This window comes from Bradyrhizobium sp. 14AA (assembly GCF_054185205.1).
Genome location: NZ_JAVAYM010000018.1, coordinates 96,346 through 113,254 on the forward strand (window position 1 = coordinate 96,346; position 16,909 = coordinate 113,254).

The following is a 16,909-nucleotide window of genomic DNA, read 5'->3' on the forward strand; positions in this document are numbered from 1 at the left end:
AGTTCGGCACTTCGTGCCGCCCCGGAATGACGCCTACGGCGTCACTTCGCCCCGCCCCTGCTCAGCAGAAACACGCCCTGCTCGCCGAACATGTTCCACACCCACCAGGGCAGGTTCAGCGGCACCGGGCGGCCGTAGAGATCGAGCGCCACCGAGCGCTCCATCTTGACGTTGATCTCGTCGCAGAGCTCGACGAAATCCTTGATGGTGCAGAAGTGGATGTTGGCGGTGTCGTACCAGCTCGCCGGCAGGTTCTCCGTGCGCGGCATGTGGCCACCGATCAGGAGCTGGAGCCGCATCTTCCAGAAGCCGAAATTCGGGAACGAGACGATGGCGCGGCGGCCGATGCGCAGCAGATTTTCCAGCACCACCCGCGGCTGGCGCGTCGCCTGCAGCGTCTGCGACAGGATCACGTAGTCGAAGGCGTCGTCCGGATAGTTGACGAGGTCGGTGTCGGCATCGCCCTGCACCACCGCGAGCCCCTTGGCGACGCAGCGGTTCACGCCTTCGCGCGACAGCTCGATGCCGCGCCCGTCGATGCCGCGGGCCTCGAGCAGCTGAAGCAGGTCGCCCTCGCCGCAGCCGACGTCGAGCACCTTGGAGCCCGGCTTCACCATCTCGGCCACCAGCAGATGGTCGGCGCGAAACTGGCCGGACTGTTCCGCGGTGAGGCCGCCCAGCGGCAGCACTTCCTGTACGGACATCGCTAGCCGTCCTTGAAGGTGAGCCCGCGGGCCTTGCCTGCCGATTGCAGGAAGGCGCGGGAGATGTCGAAGAATTCGGGCACGTCGAGCAGGAAGGCGTCATGGCCGCGATCGGTCTCGATCTCGGCGAACGACACCCGCGCGCTCGAGGCGTTCAGCGCATGCACCAGCGCGCGCGATTCCGAGGTCGGGAACAGCCAGTCGCTGGTGAAGGAGACGACGCAGAAGCGGGTCTGGATTTCCGCGAACGCCTTCGCCAGCACGCCGCCATGATCGGCGGCGATGTCGAAATAGTCCATCGCACGCGTCAGGTAGAGGTAGGAGTTGGCGTCGAAGCGCTCGACAAAGGACGAGCCCTGGTAGCGCAGATAGCTCTCGACCTGGAAGTCGGCGTCGAACGAGAAGGTCGGCAGCTCGCGGTCCTGCATACGCCGGCCAAACTTGCGATGCAGTGCCGCGTCCGACAGATAGGTGATGTGCGCCGCCATGCGCGCCACCGCGAGACCGCGATGCGGATGGATGCCGTGATCGGCATAGCCGCCATTGTGCCAGTCGGGATCGGCCATCACGGCCTGGCGGCCGAGCTCGTGGAAGGCGATATTCTGCGCCGAGTGCCGCGTCGAGCAGGCGATCGCCAGCGCCGAGTACACGCGCTTGGGATAGGCCGCGGTCCATTGCAGCACCTGCATGCCGCCCATCGAGCCGCCGACGACGGCGAACAGCGTGTCGATGCCGAGCCGGTCGATCAGCATCGCCTGCGCGCGCACCATGTCGGGGATGGTGATGACGGGGAAATCGAGGCCCCACACCTTGCCGGTCGCGGGATTGATCGAGGCCGGCCCCGTCGAGCCCATGCAGCCGCCGATCACGTTGGAGCAGATGATGAAGTAGCGCTGAGGATCAAGGGGCCGGCCGGGGCCGACCAGCGTCTCCCACCAGCCGGACTTGCCGGTGACGGGATGCACATTGGCGACGTGCTGATCGCCGGTGAGCGCATGGCAGATCAGCACCGCGTTGGAGCGATCGGCGTTGAGCTCGCCATAGGTCTGGTAGGCGATCTGGAACGGGGTGAGATCGACGCCGCAATCGAGCCGCAGCGGCTGGTCGGCGCCGAAATGCACCACCTGCGAACTCGGATGATCGACCTCATGCGACCGGTCGTCGGCACTGATCGCGGGACTGGGTACAGACTTGACGCCAACCATCATCGACCTCGTTTGCGACGGCCGCTAGAGCGCCGCTGACATCAGGCCATGAAAAACCCGGCCTGAACGATAGGTTCGGCCGGGATCGAAAGCGTCCCCGGCCTGTTTAGCGAGTTTTTTAACGTGGCTGCAAGCCGGCCGGCTCAAATGACCACGGAACAGGCAAAAACTACTGGCTTGGGCGCTTTTCGTCAAGACACGATCCGGATTAGCCAAATTCGTCTCCGTCGCGTCGGCCGAAAAGGCCATCATTTCTCTTTGCTTTCGCCGGCCCGACTGCCTAATCAGGACGTCGACCCCAGCAGGTCCGGCCTTACCAATCTCCTTGGCCCGGCCCGCATTGGAACGCCTCTCAAAAGCCCAAGACTCTCAAAAGCCCAAGTCAGATATGTCCCAACGTCCGCCCGCGCCACCATCGCTCCAGGAACTGCGCAAGGAGATCGACGCGATCGACGAGGGCATGCATCGCCTGCTGATGCAGCGCGGCGACATCATCGACCGCCTGATCCAGGTGAAGCAGACCCAGGAGGTGGGCTCGGCGTTCCGCCCGGCGCGCGAGGCCTCCATGATGCGTGACCTCGTGCAGCGTCATCGCGGCATCCTGCCGCTCGACACGGTCGAGAGCATCTGGCGCGTCATCATCGCGACCTTCACCTATGTCCAGGCGCCGTTCTCGGTGCATGCCGACATCTCGGTGAGCGAACCGGCGATGCGCGATTCCGTGCGTTTCCATTTCGGCTTCACCGTGCCTTACGTCGCGCATTTCAGCGCACAGGCCGCGGTCGAGGCGGTGGCGAAATCCAAGGGCGATCTGGCGCTGGTCTCGGCGACCTCCAGCCGCACGCCATGGTGGCTCTCGCTCGAGGCGGCCAGTGCGCCGAAGATCATCGCGCGGCTGCCCTTCGTCGAGCGCGCCGACCATCCGGCCGCGCTGCCCGTGTTCGCAGTCTCGCGCGTCGCCGACAGCGCGCTGGTGACGGAGGTCGAGACCTTCAGCGTGCGCGTCTCCGGGTGGAACGCCGAGGTGGCGCGCGCGCTGTCGCCGCTCGCCGAGATCGTGGCGGTGCCCGACACCGCCTTCGACGGCGCGGCACTGCTGGTCTCGGTCACCGCGGCAAGCGGCATCGACAAAATCAGGGCTGCCCTGATCGAGGCGGGGGCCTCGGTGCGCTCCACGGCCCTCGTCGGCAGCCACGCAACGCGCTATACGGTGGCCCCGACCGGGCCGAAATCGTAAATCGCGAACCGCCTGAAGCCTATCCGGAGTTGAAGATGTCCCGCCCCGTGCCGAATCCCGGCATTCTCGATATTGCGCCCTACACGCCCGGCAAGAGTCCGGTGGCGGAGCCGGGCCGCAAGGTGTTCAAGCTCTCGGCCAACGAGACGCCGTTCGGGCCCTCGCCCAAGGCGATCGAGGCGTTCAAGCACGTGGCGGGTCACCTGGAAGACTATCCGGAAGGCACTTCGCGCGTGCTGCGCGAGGCGATCGGCCGCTCCTTCGGTCTCGACCCCAACCGCATCATCTGCGGCGCCGGCTCGGACGAGATCCTCAACCTGCTCGCCCACACCTATCTCGGCCAGGGCGACGAGGCGATCTCCACCACGCACGGCTTCCTGGTCTACCCGATCGCGACCATGGCGGTCGGCGCCAGGAACGTGGTTGCGCAGGAGACCAACCTCACCTGCAACGTCGACGCCATCCTCAATGCGGTGACGCCGCGCACCAAGCTGGTCTGGCTCGCCAACCCCAACAATCCGACCGGCACCTACGTGCCGTTCGACGAGGTCAAGCGCCTGCGCGCCGGTCTGCCCTCGCACGTGCTGCTGGTGCTGGACGCCGCCTATTCCGACTACGTCTCGCGCAACGATTACGAGATGGGGATCGAGCTCGTCGCCACCACCGAGAACACGGTGGTGACGCACACCTTCTCCAAGATCCACGGCCTTGCCGCGCTGCGCGTCGGCTGGATGTTCGGCCCCGAGCACATCATTGACGCCGTCAACCGCATCCGCGGTCCCTTCAACGTGTCGACGCCGGCGATGTACGCCGCGGTCGCCGCGATCGAGGACACCGCGCACCAGGCGATGTCGAAGCAGTTCACCGAGACCTGGCGCAACTGGCTCACCGAGGAGATCGGCAAGCTCGGGCTGAAGGTGACGCCGAGCGTCGCCAATTTCGTGCTGATCCACTTCCCGACCGACAAGGGCAAGTCCGCGGATGACGCCGACGCCTTCCTCACCAAGCGGGGCCTGGTGCTGCGCGCGCTGAAGAACTACGGCCTGCCGCACTCGCTGCGCATGACCATCGGCACCGAGGAAGCCAACCGCCTCGTCGTCGAGGCCCTGCGCGACTTCACGGCCGGCAAATGAGCAACGCACCGCACTTCCAGCGCGTCGCGCTGATCGGCTTCGGCCTGATCGGCGGCTCGATCGCGCGGGCTGCGAAGCTCCAGGGCCTGGCGGGCGAGATCGTCACCACCGCGCGCTCGGAAAAGACGCGCGCGCGGGTGATGGAGCTCGGCATCGTCGACCAGGTCGTGGCGACCAATGCGGAAGCGGTGAAGGATGCCGATCTCGTCATCCTCTGCATTCCCGTCGGCGCCTGTGGTCCGGTGGCGCAGGAGATCGCTGCGCATCTGAAGCCGGGTGCGATCATCTCCGACGTCGGCTCGGTCAAGGGCGCGATCGTCAGGGACATGGCACCGCACCTGCCGAAAAACATTCACTTCGTGCCGGCGCATCCGGTGGCGGGCACCGAGCATTCGGGCCCCGATTCCGGCTTCGCCGAACTCTTCATCAACCGCTGGTGCATCCTCACCCCGCCGGAAGGCGTCGATGCGGCGGCCACAGATCGCCTGCGCGCGTTCTGGGCGGCTATGGGCGCCAAGGTCGAGGTCATGACACCGGATCATCATGATCTGGTGCTCGCGATCACCAGCCATCTGCCGCATCTGATCGCCTACACCATCGTCGGCACCGCCGACGAGCTGGCGCAGGTGACGGAGTCCGAGGTGATCAAATTCTCCGCCGGCGGTTTCCGTGATTTCACCCGCATCGCCGCGTCCGACCCGACGATGTGGCGCGACGTGTTCCTCGCCAACAAGGAAGCCGTGCTGGAGATGCTCGGCACCTTCACCGAGGATCTCGCAAAACTCACCCGCGCGATCCGGCGCGGCGACGGCGAGGCGCTGTTCGACCACTTCACCCGCACCCGCGCCATCCGCCGCGGCATCGTCGAGATCGGACAGGATTCGGCGGCGGCGGATTTCGGCCGGCAGCATGGGGCGCTGAAGAAGCCGTAGCGCGCGGCTTCGTAGCCCGGATGAGCGAAGCGACATCCGGGAGAGATTCCCGCATATCGCTCCGCTCATGCGGGCTACGGGAGCTACGAAGAACCTAATACAACGGCGGGATCTGGCCGACCTTGACCGGACCCAGCAGCACCGCGCCGTCGACGAACTTCAGCGGGAAGCTGCGGGCCTTCTTGCCCTCCAGCGTGCTCTCGGTGCCGATCGAATTGATGCCGGCGGCAACGCCGGCATTGGCGTTCTGCTTGATGACCTTGCCGAGACCGGGAACGGCGCGGTCGAGCGCGCCGAACAGGTTGTTGAGGTCCTGCGACTTCACACCGGGCGCAACACGGTCGAGGGTAGCCTGCGGCACGCCCTCTTCCAGCATCTTCTCGATGCCGAGCGCCGGGATCACGCGCTCGAGCCCGGTCACCGTCATCTGCAACTCGCCGTCTAAACGGCCATTGGCCGAGAGGCCGAGCGTGCCGGCCGCAACCGCGATCATCTCGCCCTGCTGGATGCGCGACTGCACGATCTCGATATGGCCGCCGGCGGCCTGGATCTCGCGGAAGCGCTGCGGCCACGGCTTTGGCGTGAGGTCGGAGAGCCCGGTGACCTTGGCACGGGTGTCGGCCTCGAACGGCTCGGCGAGCAAGGGATGAACGCCCTGGATGCTGCCCTGCGCGATCTGGAGCACGGTCTCGATAACAGGATGATCCGACGGCGATCCATCCGCGAGACGCCCGTGCAGCTCGACCTGTTTTGCGCGCGCCAGCGGCACCTGCACGCTGCCGTCGAGCCGGTTGACGGTGGGATCCTCGAACACGATGGAGGCGCGCTCCGGCACGGCAGGCAGGCCCACCACGCTGCTGCGGCCCTTGCTCCAGTTCACCACGAAGGTGTTTTGCGTGACGCCGTCGGTCAGCGTCGCCGGCGCCGAGAATTCGGCGATGACGCGCTTGGGATCGTAGACCTGGGCGACGACGAGGATGTTGTCGAGCTTGGCCGTGAACGGCGTCTTGCTGGCGTTTTGCGAGACCAGGGCGACGCTGGCGCCGGAACACTGGACCTCGAAGCGGAACGGGAAGCCCGCGATCGAGCGCTTGGCGCAATCATAGATGCGGCCGGATTTGGCCTCCTGCGCGCGCCAGGCGTCGGCGGCGATTTCGGCCTGCGAGGCGGCATAGAACCAGAAGCAGCTCCACGCGACCGCGAGGATCAGGAGGAGAACGGGTGCGATGAAAAGGCCCCAACGGGAGCGCCGGCCTGCGGCAACGGTCATATCGGACATGCGGCGACCCTTTGACCCCAGATTTTGTCAAATGTAAGCGAGGTTGGCTTGCTCCGAAAGGCGGAGAATTCGCTTCGCTTGAGGGCGCCGTTCTGGTAGCCGTGCCCGAAATGTCGGAAATCACCCTCCCCTCCGTCTCCACCGCCACGGGCGACCTCTGGGTGTTCGGCTACGGCTCGCTGATGTGGCGGCCGGGCTTCGAATTTAGGGAACGCGTCCCGGCCCGGCTGGTCGGCGAGCATCGCGCGCTCTGCGTCTATTCCTTCGTGCATCGCGGCACGCCGGAGAAGCCGGGCCTGGTGCTCGGGCTCGACCGCGGCGGCGCCTGTCGCGGCATCGCCTTCCGCGTCGCTGAAGAGGACCGCGCCGACGTCGTCGCTTATTTGCGCGCGCGCGAGCAGGTCACCTCGGTCTATCGCGAGGTGATGCGCTCGGTTTGGCTGGAGAACGATGCGCGGCAGCGCGTCTCTGCGCTCGCCTATGTGGTCGATCGCGGCCACGTCCAATATGCCGGCCGGCTGTCGCTCGCCGACCAGCACCGCCACGTGATCCAGGGCCACGGCCAGTCCGGCGCCAACCGCGACTACGTGACCGCGACGGTGAAGGCGATCGAGGCCGAAGGCTTTCGCGACACCCAGCTGCATCAGCTCGCGACCATGCTGCATGGCGATGCGCATTCCCTGCACGCGCCGGCTCCCGCGGAAGATCAAGAGAACCGCTAGCGCTCCGAGGGAGCATAGCTCGGCGCTGAGCCGATCAACTGCTCCTGCTCCCTGCGGCCCGCCTCGACGAGGCGGCCGGTCGCCTCTTCGATCGCTGTCTGCACACGGGAGAGAAATTCGTCCTTCGGCAGGCCTGCGGGCAAGGGATCGAGAAACTCCACCACCAGCGTGCCGGGATAGCGCATGAAGGTCCGGCGCGGCCAGAACAGGCCGGAATTGAGCGCGATCGGCAGGCACTGCACGCCGCAAGACGAATAGATCTGCGCAAAGCCGGTCTTGTAGTCGGGCGGCGCGCCCGGCGCCCGACGCGTGCCTTCCGGAAAAATGACGAGCTGGCGGCCCGAGCGCACCGCTTCGCGTGCGCGCCGCGTCATGTCCAGAAGCGCCTTCACGCCGGCCTTGCGATCGATCGCGATCATTCCGGTCTTGACCAGGAACTGACCGAACACCGGAATCTGCATGAGTTGGCGCTTGAGGATGAAGATCGGGCGATCGAAGAACCCGGGCAACACGAACGTCTCCCAGAACGACTGATGCTTCGCCACGATCACCAACGGTCCCTCTGGAATTTTCTCGACGCCGCGGAATTCCACCTTGATGCTGCAGACCACCCGCATCAGAAACAGCGTTGCCTTCGCCCAGCACTGCGCGACCGTCAGCATCGCGCGCGGCGGCAATGCAAAGGTCGGCAGCGCCACGATCGCGAGGCACACCAGCACGGCGTAGAACAGCACGTTGAATAGGAGCGAGCGCAGGAAAATCAAGAACATCGACGATCCGATCAATTGGCCTGTGCGGTGGCGGGCCGCTTCGGCTGCAGCCCGGGAGGCTGCTCCGACATCTCGGGCGAAAGGTCAATCCCGAAATCTTCCAGCCGTACCCTGAGCTCGGCCGCGATGTACTTGACATATTCCGACAGCAGCAGCCGCAGCGTCGAGGCCGAGGTCCACCATGGCTCCTCGCGCCATTTGTCGCCGACCACCGCGAACGGAATCAGCGTCGTCTCCGGCATCGCATGCGAGAATTCCACCAGCGCGCGCGGCATGTGATAGTTCGAGGTCACCACGATCAGCGATTTGAACCGGCGCTCGTGCGCCCAGCGCCGTGCCTCCGCCGCATTGCCGCGGGTCGTGAGCGCGGTGCGATCGAGGTCGACGCAACAGGTCATGAAGGACTGGTTCTCCGGCAGGGTCCGGGAGATGTCGCTCGCCGTCGACGTCGGGTGCACGCCCGAGATCAGGAGCCGCCTGCCGTAGCCGGCCGCCAGGAGCTCCATCGCATCCGACACCCGGGAGGAGCCGCCGGTCAAGACCACGATGCCGTCCGCCTTGCGGTCCGGCGCAAGCTCGGCGCCGCGCAATTGCGACAGGAACGCAACGAAGCCCGCCGCCGCGCCGACGAAGGCGAACGCGATCGCCGACACGATTATCGCGCGCAGCCAGCCGCGCGGCAGTTTCGGCGATCGATCGTCGGTCGGCGAGGTCATGCGATGTCGGTGGTCCCTTCCCCGGATGATTTTAGGACGTTTTGAGGCGAAGTGGAGTCCGGTTTGTTGGGCTCTGTGAACGCAAAGAATACTCAGGCGGCGAGCTCTTTCCCTCTCCCCTTGTGGGAGAGGGTGGCTCGGCGCGCAGCGGCGAGACGGGTGAGGGGTCTGTCTCCACGAGTCTAGCTCTCATTTGAATCCGCGGAGAAAACCCCTCATCCGGCGCTTCGCGCCACCTTCTCCCACAAGGGGAGAAGGAAGAAATCAACTCAATCCACATCATTCAGCGTCGCGAACAGGGTCTGGCGCGAAGCCACCGCGGTGATGGCGCCGATCAGGACCGCCTGCACCGCGAGCACGATGTAGCCGGATGGCCGCAGCGAGAAGGTGCCGAGCAGGGCTGCGAACTGGTCGCCGACGGGGGTGCCGGAAAACCAGCCGGCGATCGACTCGGAGAAGCCGAACACCAGCATGGCGACGCCGCCGCCGATCACGCCGCCCTCGAGGCCCAGCCTGAGGAAATGCCGCAGGAAGCGGTTGGCGATGTAGCGATCGCCGGCGCCGACGAAATGCAGGACCTCGACGATCGGACGGTTCGCCGCCATGGCGCCGCGCGTCGCGAACGACACCGAGATGATGGTGGCGATGATGACCAGCGCGAGGATGCCGAGGCCGGCAAGCACGGTGGCGTTGGTCATCGAGCGCATGCGCTCGATCCATGCGCGGTGATCGTCGACGCTGGCGCTCGGCGCGACCTGGGTCACGCGGGCGCGCAAGGCGACGAGATCGAGCGCCGTGCCAGGCTGCACGCGCGCGATGATCATGCGCGGCACCGGCAGATCGTCCATCGACAGCCCCGTGCCGAGCCAGGGCTCGAGCAGCTTGCCGCTCTCGTCCTTGCTGAACGGCTTGACCTCGACGATGCCGGCCTGCGCGCGCATCGCCTCGGTCACCGCCGCGGTGTCGCGTTCGAGATCGCGGCCGGTCTGCGGGCGGACCTGGATGGTGATTTCGCTGGCGACGTCCGATTGCCATTCGGCGGCGGAGGCGCTGACCAGCAGCACCGTACCCGTCGTCATCGAGGCGAGGAAGGTCATGATGGCGACGACGGCGACCAGCGCGCGGCCGTGGATCGAGGCGCGCGGCACGATCGGCGACATGTTGCGTGCCTTGGCCGGAAGCTGCGGACGCTCTTGTCCGAGATCCACCAGCACGCCGCGCTCGTCGGTCCTACTCATAGACGTGCAGCCGTCCCTGATGCAGCACTAGCCGCCGCGCCTCGTACTGGTCCATCAGGCCGATGTCGTGGGTCGCGATGATGACGGCGGTGCCTGACTTGTTGAGCTCGATGAACAGCCGCAGCAGGCGGCGGCCGAGCGTGGGGTCGACGCTGCCGGTCGGCTCGTCCGCGAGCAGCAGTTGCGGCCGCGAGATCACCGCGCGCGCGATCGCCGCGCGCTGCTTCTCACCGCCGGACAGGATCGGCGGCAGCGCATCCATGCGCTCGCCGAGGCCGACCCATTTCAGGAGATCGATCACCTCCTTGCGGTAGCTCGACTCGCTGCGACCCATGACGCGGAACGGCAGCGCGACATTCTCATACGTCGTCATGTGGTCGAGCAGACGGAAATCCTGGAGCACGATGCCGATGCGCTTGCGCAAGTCCGCGATCTCGTCCTTGCCGAGCTGTGAGATGTCGTGGCCGAACAGATTGACGAGGCCGCGCGTCGGCCGGTGCGACAGGAACAGCAGGCGCAAAAGCGAGGTCTTGCCGGCGCCGGACGGGCCGGTGAGGAACTGGAAGGAATGCGCCGGGATCTGGAAACTGAGATCGCGCAGGATCTCCGGCCCCAGACCGTAACGCAATCCGACATTTTCGAACCGAACCAAGCTCAGCTCCGTTCGAGAGGGGGCGCGGGCCGCACTGCGCTCCGCTACACGCGATCACCGGGTTTTGCGGCCGTTATGGTTTCCGGTTCGTTAACGGTCACCCTGTAGCATATTGGGTGACATCCCTGCCGCCCGGTTCTCCGCGACCGGGTCATCGTCAAGACTGGTCCAAGACCTCGTTCATGCATCAAGGCTCGTCCATGCATATCGTCTGCCCCCATTGTACGACATCCTACGCCATCAAGCTTGCGAGCCTGGGGGCAAATGGACGGACGGTGCGCTGCTCCCGCTGCAAGGAAACCTGGGTCGCCCATGCCGAGGATGCCATCGAGGAGGCGTCCATCCCGGCTATGGCCGCTGCCAGCCAGGCCGACGACCAGTCCGATCTCGCTGAGCAGTGGAACTCCTACGCCAACGACGGCGCCGCTGATGCCCCCATCGTCGACAGCCCCTCCATCGCCAGCGACTGGCCGGCCGAAGATGCCAAGGAGATCGAGGACGAGTGGTCAGCGGCGGCCAGGGCCGCCGAGGAAGACGTCGCCGGCGCGCAGCACCAATCCTGGTTCCGCGGCCTGTTCTCCCGCCGCGGGGCGCGGGTGAGCCGCCCGGTCGCCACCACGGCACCGCGAAAATCCCATTTCGGCCTGCCGACGGCCTGTGCCGCCATGGGCGCGCTGGTGCTGGCGCTCGTGATCTGGCGCGGCGACATGGTGCGGCTGCTGCCGCAGACGGCGGCGTTCTACAAGATGGTCGGACTCGAGGTTAATCTGAGGGGGCTGGCCTTCAAGGACGTCAAGCTCTCCAGCGAGACCGTGGACGGTAAGCAGGTGCTGGTGATCGAGGGCGTGATCGTCGGCCAGGGCAAGAAGCCGCTCGATATCCCGCGGCTGCGCTTTGCCGTCCGCGACGCGCAGGGCGCGGAGATCTACGCCTGGAATTCGGTTCTGGAACAGACCGTGCTGCAGCCCGGCGAACGCGCCTTCTTCCGCTCGCGCCTGGCCTCGCCGCCGCCGGAGGGCCGCAATATCGACGTTCGCTTCTTCAACCGGCGCGACATTGCCGGCGGCAGCGTATAATCGATCTCGCAGGTCCCGCACGGGAGGGTTGATCCCAAGGTTGGTCTCATGCCGAAAATCCTGATCGCCGACGACGAGGATTCGATGCGCCAGCTGGTGGCGCGCGCCATCGCCATGGACGGCCACGAAACCATCACCGCGCAGGACGGCGCCGAGGCGCTGGAGATCCTGACCCGCGAGGACGGCGCGTTCGACCTGCTGCTCACCGACATCCAGATGCCCATCATGGACGGCATCGCACTGGCGCTCTCCGCCGCGCGCGATTTCCCCGATTTGACGATTTTGCTGATGACCGGCTTTGCCGACCAGCGCGAGCGCGCCTCGAACCTCAATGCGCTGGTGCATGACGTCGTGACGAAACCATTCTCGGTCGCCGACATCCGCACCGCCGTGGCGGATGCGCTGGCGGCGAAGAAGGGGTAGCGGCTCGAATGTCGTAGCCCGCATGAGCGTAGCGACATGCGGGACCAGCGGCCCCGGATATCGCTTCGCTCATCCGGGCTACGCACCGCCGCTGAGAGGCGACATCGCCCCCACCCACTCGATGTCGTCCTGGCTCCCCGCGCGCAATTGCGCGCTAGGCCAGGACGACATTGGGGAGAGAGCCCTTCCTCAAAAATCCTTCAGCAGCCGCTCGATGTAGTCGAGCTCGATCTGCGGGCGCGAGGTGTCCCCGAGGCGGCGGCGGAGTTCTTCGAGGATGCGGCGGACGCGCTGGGCGTCGATCTCGCCGGGGATCTTCACCGTGTAGTCGTCGCTGAGGTCGCGGCCATGGAGGGGGCGGCCGAGCGGGTCGGTCTGATTGGCGCCGCTCTGCTGACGGCCGTTCCGGTTGCCGGGACCATCGCCCTGCCCGTCACCATCGCCCTGCTGCATCGCCTCGGCCATCTTCTGCGCGCCCTTGCGCAAGGCCTCGAGAGCCTTCCCTTGCGAGTCCACGGCACCGTCGGCATTGCCCTCGCCGAGCTTCGAACCGGCATCGCCCATGGCACCGTCGGCGGTGTCCAGGCTGCCGTCGTCGTCGCCCTGGTCGCCGGCCTGATCGCCATCCTGGCCGGACTGTCCCTGCTCGCCCTGCTGACCCTTCTGCCCTTGCTGCTTCTGGCCCTTTTGTCCCTTCTGCGTGAGGCCGCGCTTGGCGAGCTCGTCCTGCAACTTCTTCAGACGGTCGCGCAGCGACTGCTGATCCTGCTGGAGGTCCGACATCGACTGGTCGCCCTGCTGCTTGCCGCGCGAGCGGTCACGCCGGGAGTCCTGGCCCTGCTTGAAGGTCTTGTCACGCAATTGCTGCTGCTTGCGGATCATGTCGCTGAGCTCGTTGAGCGCCTGCTCCATGTCGCTGTCGCCGGATTGCCCGGGCTGCGCCATCTGGAGATTTTCCATGATCTGCGCGAGCTGCTCGAGCATGCGCTGGGCCGCCTCGCGGTTGCCCTCGCGCGCCGCCTTCTCGATCTGCTTCAACAGCTCGTCCAGATCGCGTTGCGTGATGACGTTGCGATCGCGACTTGAGGACTGGCTTCGTTCGGTCGCGCGCTTGTATTCCTCGAGCTTCTGGATGGCGTCGGACTGATTGTTCAGGCTCTTCCCGGATTCCTTCTGCCTGAGGCTGTCGCCGGAATCCTGCATCGCCTTTTCCGCGCTGTCGAGCAGCGCGTCGGGATCCTGATCCAGCTGGGCAGCGACCGGCGAGACGCCGCCCAACAGCAAGGCGAGGCAGGCGATCGAGATCGCCTTGAAGACTGGCGCTCGTGCTAGCTTCCGCATTTCCGGTCCCGCGTAAACTGGTTGGCCCCGTCGTTGCCCGCCTTCGCCCGGTTGTTCGCCGACTTGCGATAGGCCTGAAGCTGCTCCCGCAACGCGTCCTGCTGCTTCGACAGTTCTTCGAGCTGGTCGGGCGTGGCTTTCTGGGTCTTCTGTTTCAGCTCGACGGCCTTGTCGAGGATGAGCTGGACCTCCGCCGGGAATGGCTGCCGGGGCCCGAGCGGATTCTGCTCGGCGCGCCGCGCGAGATCGCGCACCTTGCCGGCCATGGCTTCACGGAGCTTCTGCGTCAGCACCCGGATCTCATCCTCGCTGGCACCGCGTTCCAGCGCCCGCTTGAGCGCGTCCTGCGCGGAGCGCAGCGCGGCGTTGACGCTGCCGGCGACACCGTCGTCCTCGATGGTGACCGCGAACGCCCACATGCTCGCCACCACATTGCGCAGCGCCTCGTCGGTGCGGGCAGCCTCCAGCTGGGCCGCCAGGCTGCGCAGGCCGAGATAGCAGCCGGCATCCGGCGTGAACAATTCCGGCGCGATCATCAGCGCATCGAGGGCGACGTAGACGTCTGAATTCTTGTTGGCGTCGAGCGCGAGGATGCGGCGCTGCTCGATCAGCGCGCGCGCGAGCGAGTTCGTGAACAGGCGCTCGGGCAGGCGCATGTTGAAGGGCTCGCTTTTCGCCTCGTTGCCGGCCTCGTCCTTCGCGGTCAGCGTCAGCGTGACGTCGGCGCCGGCATAGGGATCCTCGCTGAGGTCCTTCACGGTCTGGCCGACGCCATTGCGGGTGCGCGCATTCGGCAACACGAGCGGGAATTGCGGCGGCTGGAACAGCGGGCGCGCGCCGCCATCCTTACCGCCATCCTTGGCGTCCGCAGGCCGCAGGGCAATTTGCGCGTCGGCACCGGTGACGCCGTAATCGTCCTCGATCTTGTAGGAGAGCTGCAGCCCGCCGCGCGCCTGGCGCTCGGGATCCTTGGCGAGCGCGATCGTAGGCGGACGGTCCGGCGTTGCCGCAAACGCCCATTGCGGCTGGCCGGAGGGCGCGCGGACATGCGCGGTGCCGTCGCCGGTGATGGTGAAGTGCTTCTCGTTGGTGCCCTTGGGCGTGGCCTCAGTGGGGGCGACCTCCTTGAGGCCGCCGGAGACGGTGACGTCCAAGGTGCCGCCGGAGGAGCGCACGATCAGGGTCGAGCCGGCGGGCACGGCGAGCGGGCCGGAGGCCGGCAACGCCGCGGCCTCCTTGTTGGCGGCCGACAGGATGATCGGCGGCTTGCCGGTGTAGAGCGGCGGCGTGACCCAGGCGTCAACGCGGACATTCGTCGGCGCCAGCACGCCGTTCCAGTCGAAGGCGGACCCGAGCCGCATCGCACGTTCGTCGCCGGCGGCGAAGAAGGTCGCAACCAGCATCACCATGACCAGCGCGCGCAACGCCCAGGGGTCGTGCAAAGCGAGCCGCGGCTGCGGCAGACCAGCGCGGATGCGCTTGAGCGAGGCCAGCGTGCGCTCGCGCTGCGCTTGCCACAATGCCTGCGCAACCGGGTCCTGCGAGCTCAGCGTGTCCGTGAGCGTCGTGGCCGGGCGGTGGCGGATGCCGGAGCCGCGGTCGAGCCGGCCCAGAGCCTCCTCGCGGCTCGGCCAGCGGAAGCTGACCAGCGGAAGCAGGACGGCAATCGCGATGCCGGCGAAAACGACGAGGCCGATGGCGCGGGCGACGGACGGCAAGGCCAGCCAGAGACCGGCCCAGGACACCACCAGGAATAACCCGACGATGGTCAGCACCCGCGCCAGATGCGGCCAGGCACGTTCCCACGCGATGGCATAAGTGGCCCGCTCGAGGGCCTGCGCCAGCTTCAGCCGCGACAGAGCGTCACTGTTGCGGATCGGGTCTGACGGGTCGGGGGTGACGCCGTTCAATAAGCTCTCCAGGTTGCCCGGTAGAGAAGCGTACCACAACGGCAGCACTGAGGCATCCGTTCCTGTACGGGAGACACCCCTTTTCCCGCATAACACGAGGACGTGACTGGCCCGCCGCAACCCCCTAATTTCCGCGCCGCCATTCCCAAGGAATTGAAGGAAACGCCATGGACAAGAAGATGCACGACAAGGGCCTGGAAGTCCGCAAAGCGGTACTGGGCGAGGCCTATGTCAACAACGCCCTGAAGAACGTCGACGATTTCAACCGCCCGTTCCAGGAGATGCTGAACGAATATTGCTGGGGCACGGTGTGGGGCCGCGAGGAGCTGCCGCGCAAGACCCGCAGCATGCTCAACATCGCGATGATCGCGATCCTCAACCGCCAGCACGAGTTTCGCGCGCATTTGAAGGGCGCGCTGACCAACGGCGTCACCCGCGACGAGATCCGCGAGATCCTGATGCAGGTCGCGATCTATGGCGGCATGCCGGCCGCGGTCGACAGTTTTCGCATCGCGCGCGAGGTGTTCGCGGAGATTGATGGGAAGGCGTGAGGCGCAGCTTAAGGTGAGGGACGCGAAGTCCCTCACCCATCGTCGAGGGTGACCGTGAGCCGTTCGACAAACAACGAATAACAAGCACAAGGAAACACCATGGACATCGGATTCATCGGCCTCGGAAACATGGGTTTCCCGATGGCGCGGCGATTGATCGAGGCGGGGCACAAGCTCGTCGTGTTCGACACGCGCAAGGAGGTCACGGACAAGCTCGTGGCGCGCGGGGCCACGGCTGCGACGTCGCCGAAGGACGTCGCCGACAAGGTGGAGACGGTAATGGCGAGCCTGCCCTCGCTGCAGGCCTCGCTCGCGGTCGCGACGGGCGAGAACGGCGTGATCGAGGGCAGCCGCGCAAAACGCTTCATCGATCTGTCGACCGTCGGATCCGCGATGGCGGTGAAGATTCACGGCCTACTCGCCAAGAACAACATCGTGCAGATCGACTGCCCCGTCTCCGGCGGCGTCGGCGGTGCCGAGAAGGGCACGCTGGCGGTGATGGTGTCGGGGCCGAAGGCGGAGTTCGAGCTGCTCAAGCCCGCGCTCGACGTGATCGGAAAGGTGTTCTTCATCGGCGAGAAGCCGGGTGCGGCGCAGACCATGAAGCTCGCCAACAATTTCCTGTCGGCCACCGCCATCGTGGCGACGTCGGAAGCCGTGGTGATGGGCGTGAAAGCCGGGCTCGATCCCGCCGTGATGATCGACGTCATCAACGCAGGCTCCGGCATGAACACCGCAAGCCGCGACAAGTTTCCGCGCGCGGTGCTGCCGCGAACCTTCGACTTCGGCTTTGCCACCGGATTGATGGTGAAGGACGTGCGGCTGGCGCTGGAGGAAATGAAGCAGCTCGGCCTGTCGATGGAGGTTGCGGACGCGGTCGGACGTCTCTGGGAGACCGTGATCAGCACGGAAGGCGCCGAGTCGGATTTCACCGCGGCGATCAAGCCGATCGAGAAGAAGGCGGGTGTTGTGGTGGGTGGGGCGAAGGGCGGATTGGCGGGGAAGTAGCGCCTGCCTTCC

General features: G+C 66.3%; 17 protein-coding genes and 1 riboswitch. Of the genes, 8 read left to right on the forward strand and 9 right to left on the reverse strand.

Features of this window, described 5'->3' with window-relative positions; all coding sequences use genetic code 11:
* Positions 1–41: 41 nt before the first annotated feature.
* Both metW and metX read right to left on the reverse strand, forming a co-directional pair.
* Entirely contained in the window at positions 42–704 is a 663-nt protein-coding gene (metW, locus tag RAD15_RS28215; protein ID WP_458181482.1) for a methionine biosynthesis protein MetW, read from the reverse strand.
* Positions 705–706: 2 nt separating this feature from the next.
* The gene (metX, locus tag RAD15_RS28220) at positions 707–1,909 is read right to left on the reverse strand and encodes a homoserine O-acetyltransferase MetX (protein WP_458181483.1); all 1,203 of its coding nucleotides are present in this window, start codon (positions 1,907–1,909) and stop codon (positions 707–709) included.
* Positions 1,910–1,994: 85 nt separating this feature from the next.
* Positions 1,995–2,074: riboswitch (SAM riboswitch) on the reverse strand.
* Between the two features lie 223 nt (positions 2,075–2,297).
* On the opposite strand from metX, the gene RAD15_RS28225 reads away from it, so the two are divergent.
* From RAD15_RS28225 to RAD15_RS28235, 3 genes are read left to right on the forward strand one after another with little or no spacing between them, the layout of a single operon-like run.
* Positions 2,298–3,146, forward strand: coding sequence for a chorismate mutase (locus RAD15_RS28225; RefSeq protein ID WP_458181484.1), 849 nt, complete (start codon positions 2,298–2,300; stop codon positions 3,144–3,146).
* Between the two features lie 35 nt (positions 3,147–3,181).
* Positions 3,182–4,279: a histidinol-phosphate transaminase gene (hisC, locus tag RAD15_RS28230; protein ID WP_458181485.1), complete on the forward strand. Its 1,098-nt coding sequence runs from the start codon at positions 3,182–3,184 to the stop codon at positions 4,277–4,279.
* Positions 4,276–5,211: a prephenate/arogenate dehydrogenase family protein gene (locus RAD15_RS28235; RefSeq protein ID WP_458181486.1), complete on the forward strand. Its 936-nt coding sequence runs from the start codon at positions 4,276–4,278 to the stop codon at positions 5,209–5,211. Before hisC ends, RAD15_RS28235 begins: the two co-directional genes overlap by 4 nt.
* A gap of 94 nt (positions 5,212–5,305) precedes the next feature.
* Here the strand turns inward: RAD15_RS28235 and RAD15_RS28240 are convergent, their stop codons facing one another.
* A complete protein-coding gene (locus tag RAD15_RS28240) occupies positions 5,306–6,490 on the reverse strand; it encodes a DUF2125 domain-containing protein (RefSeq protein WP_458181487.1) in 1,185 nt (394 codons plus the stop codon).
* A gap of 110 nt (positions 6,491–6,600) precedes the next feature.
* Here RAD15_RS28240 and RAD15_RS28245 point away from each other — a divergent pair, with 110 nt between their 5' ends.
* Positions 6,601–7,212: a gamma-glutamylcyclotransferase gene (locus RAD15_RS28245; protein ID WP_458181488.1), complete on the forward strand. Its 612-nt coding sequence runs from the start codon at positions 6,601–6,603 to the stop codon at positions 7,210–7,212.
* Here RAD15_RS28245 and RAD15_RS28250 read toward each other — a convergent pair.
* The 4 genes from RAD15_RS28250 to ftsE all read right to left on the reverse strand — a co-directional run bounded on the left by RAD15_RS28250 (position 7,209) and on the right by ftsE (position 10,588).
* Positions 7,209–7,982, reverse strand: a complete 774-nt coding sequence (locus RAD15_RS28250) for a lysophospholipid acyltransferase family protein (RefSeq protein ID WP_458181489.1) — start codon at positions 7,980–7,982, stop codon at positions 7,209–7,211. The genes RAD15_RS28245 and RAD15_RS28250 overlap by 4 nt on opposite strands.
* A gap of 11 nt (positions 7,983–7,993) precedes the next feature.
* Complete coding sequence (locus RAD15_RS28255; protein ID WP_458181490.1) at positions 7,994–8,698, reverse strand: YdcF family protein; 705 nt, start codon at positions 8,696–8,698, stop codon at positions 7,994–7,996.
* 269 nt (positions 8,699–8,967) lie between these two features.
* Complete coding sequence (locus RAD15_RS28260) at positions 8,968–9,936, reverse strand: cell division protein FtsX (RefSeq protein WP_458181491.1); 969 nt, start codon at positions 9,934–9,936, stop codon at positions 8,968–8,970.
* The gene (gene ftsE / locus RAD15_RS28265; protein ID WP_458181492.1) at positions 9,929–10,588 is read right to left on the reverse strand and encodes a cell division ATP-binding protein FtsE; all 660 of its coding nucleotides are present in this window, start codon (positions 10,586–10,588) and stop codon (positions 9,929–9,931) included. Before ftsE ends, RAD15_RS28260 begins: the two co-directional genes overlap by 8 nt.
* Before the next feature lie 200 nt (positions 10,589–10,788).
* Between ftsE and RAD15_RS28270 the strand changes: the two genes are divergently transcribed.
* The gene (locus RAD15_RS28270) at positions 10,789–11,664 is read left to right on the forward strand and encodes an MJ0042-type zinc finger domain-containing protein (protein WP_458181493.1); all 876 of its coding nucleotides are present in this window, start codon (positions 10,789–10,791) and stop codon (positions 11,662–11,664) included.
* A gap of 48 nt (positions 11,665–11,712) precedes the next feature.
* Complete coding sequence (locus RAD15_RS28275) at positions 11,713–12,087, forward strand: response regulator (RefSeq protein WP_458181494.1); 375 nt, start codon at positions 11,713–11,715, stop codon at positions 12,085–12,087.
* Positions 12,088–12,276: 189 nt separating this feature from the next.
* On the opposite strand, the gene RAD15_RS28280 is transcribed toward RAD15_RS28275, so the two are convergent.
* On the reverse strand, positions 12,277–13,428 hold the full coding sequence (locus RAD15_RS28280; RefSeq protein WP_458181495.1) for a DUF4175 family protein: 1,152 nt from the start codon (positions 13,426–13,428) through the stop codon (positions 12,277–12,279).
* Positions 13,416–15,338 carry a TIGR02302 family protein gene (locus RAD15_RS28285; protein ID WP_458181496.1) on the reverse strand — a complete coding sequence of 641 codons (1,923 nt, stop codon included), beginning with the start codon at positions 15,336–15,338 and terminating at the stop codon, positions 13,416–13,418. The genes RAD15_RS28280 and RAD15_RS28285 overlap by 13 nt, the downstream gene beginning before the upstream one ends.
* A gap of 167 nt (positions 15,339–15,505) precedes the next feature.
* Between RAD15_RS28285 and RAD15_RS28290 the strand changes: the two genes are divergently transcribed.
* Entirely contained in the window at positions 15,506–15,889 is a 384-nt protein-coding gene (locus RAD15_RS28290) for a carboxymuconolactone decarboxylase family protein (RefSeq protein WP_008567285.1), read from the forward strand.
* 99 nt (positions 15,890–15,988) lie between these two features.
* Complete coding sequence (locus tag RAD15_RS28295) at positions 15,989–16,897, forward strand: NAD(P)-dependent oxidoreductase (RefSeq protein ID WP_458181497.1); 909 nt, start codon at positions 15,989–15,991, stop codon at positions 16,895–16,897.
* The last annotated feature ends 12 nt before the right edge of the window (positions 16,898–16,909 follow it).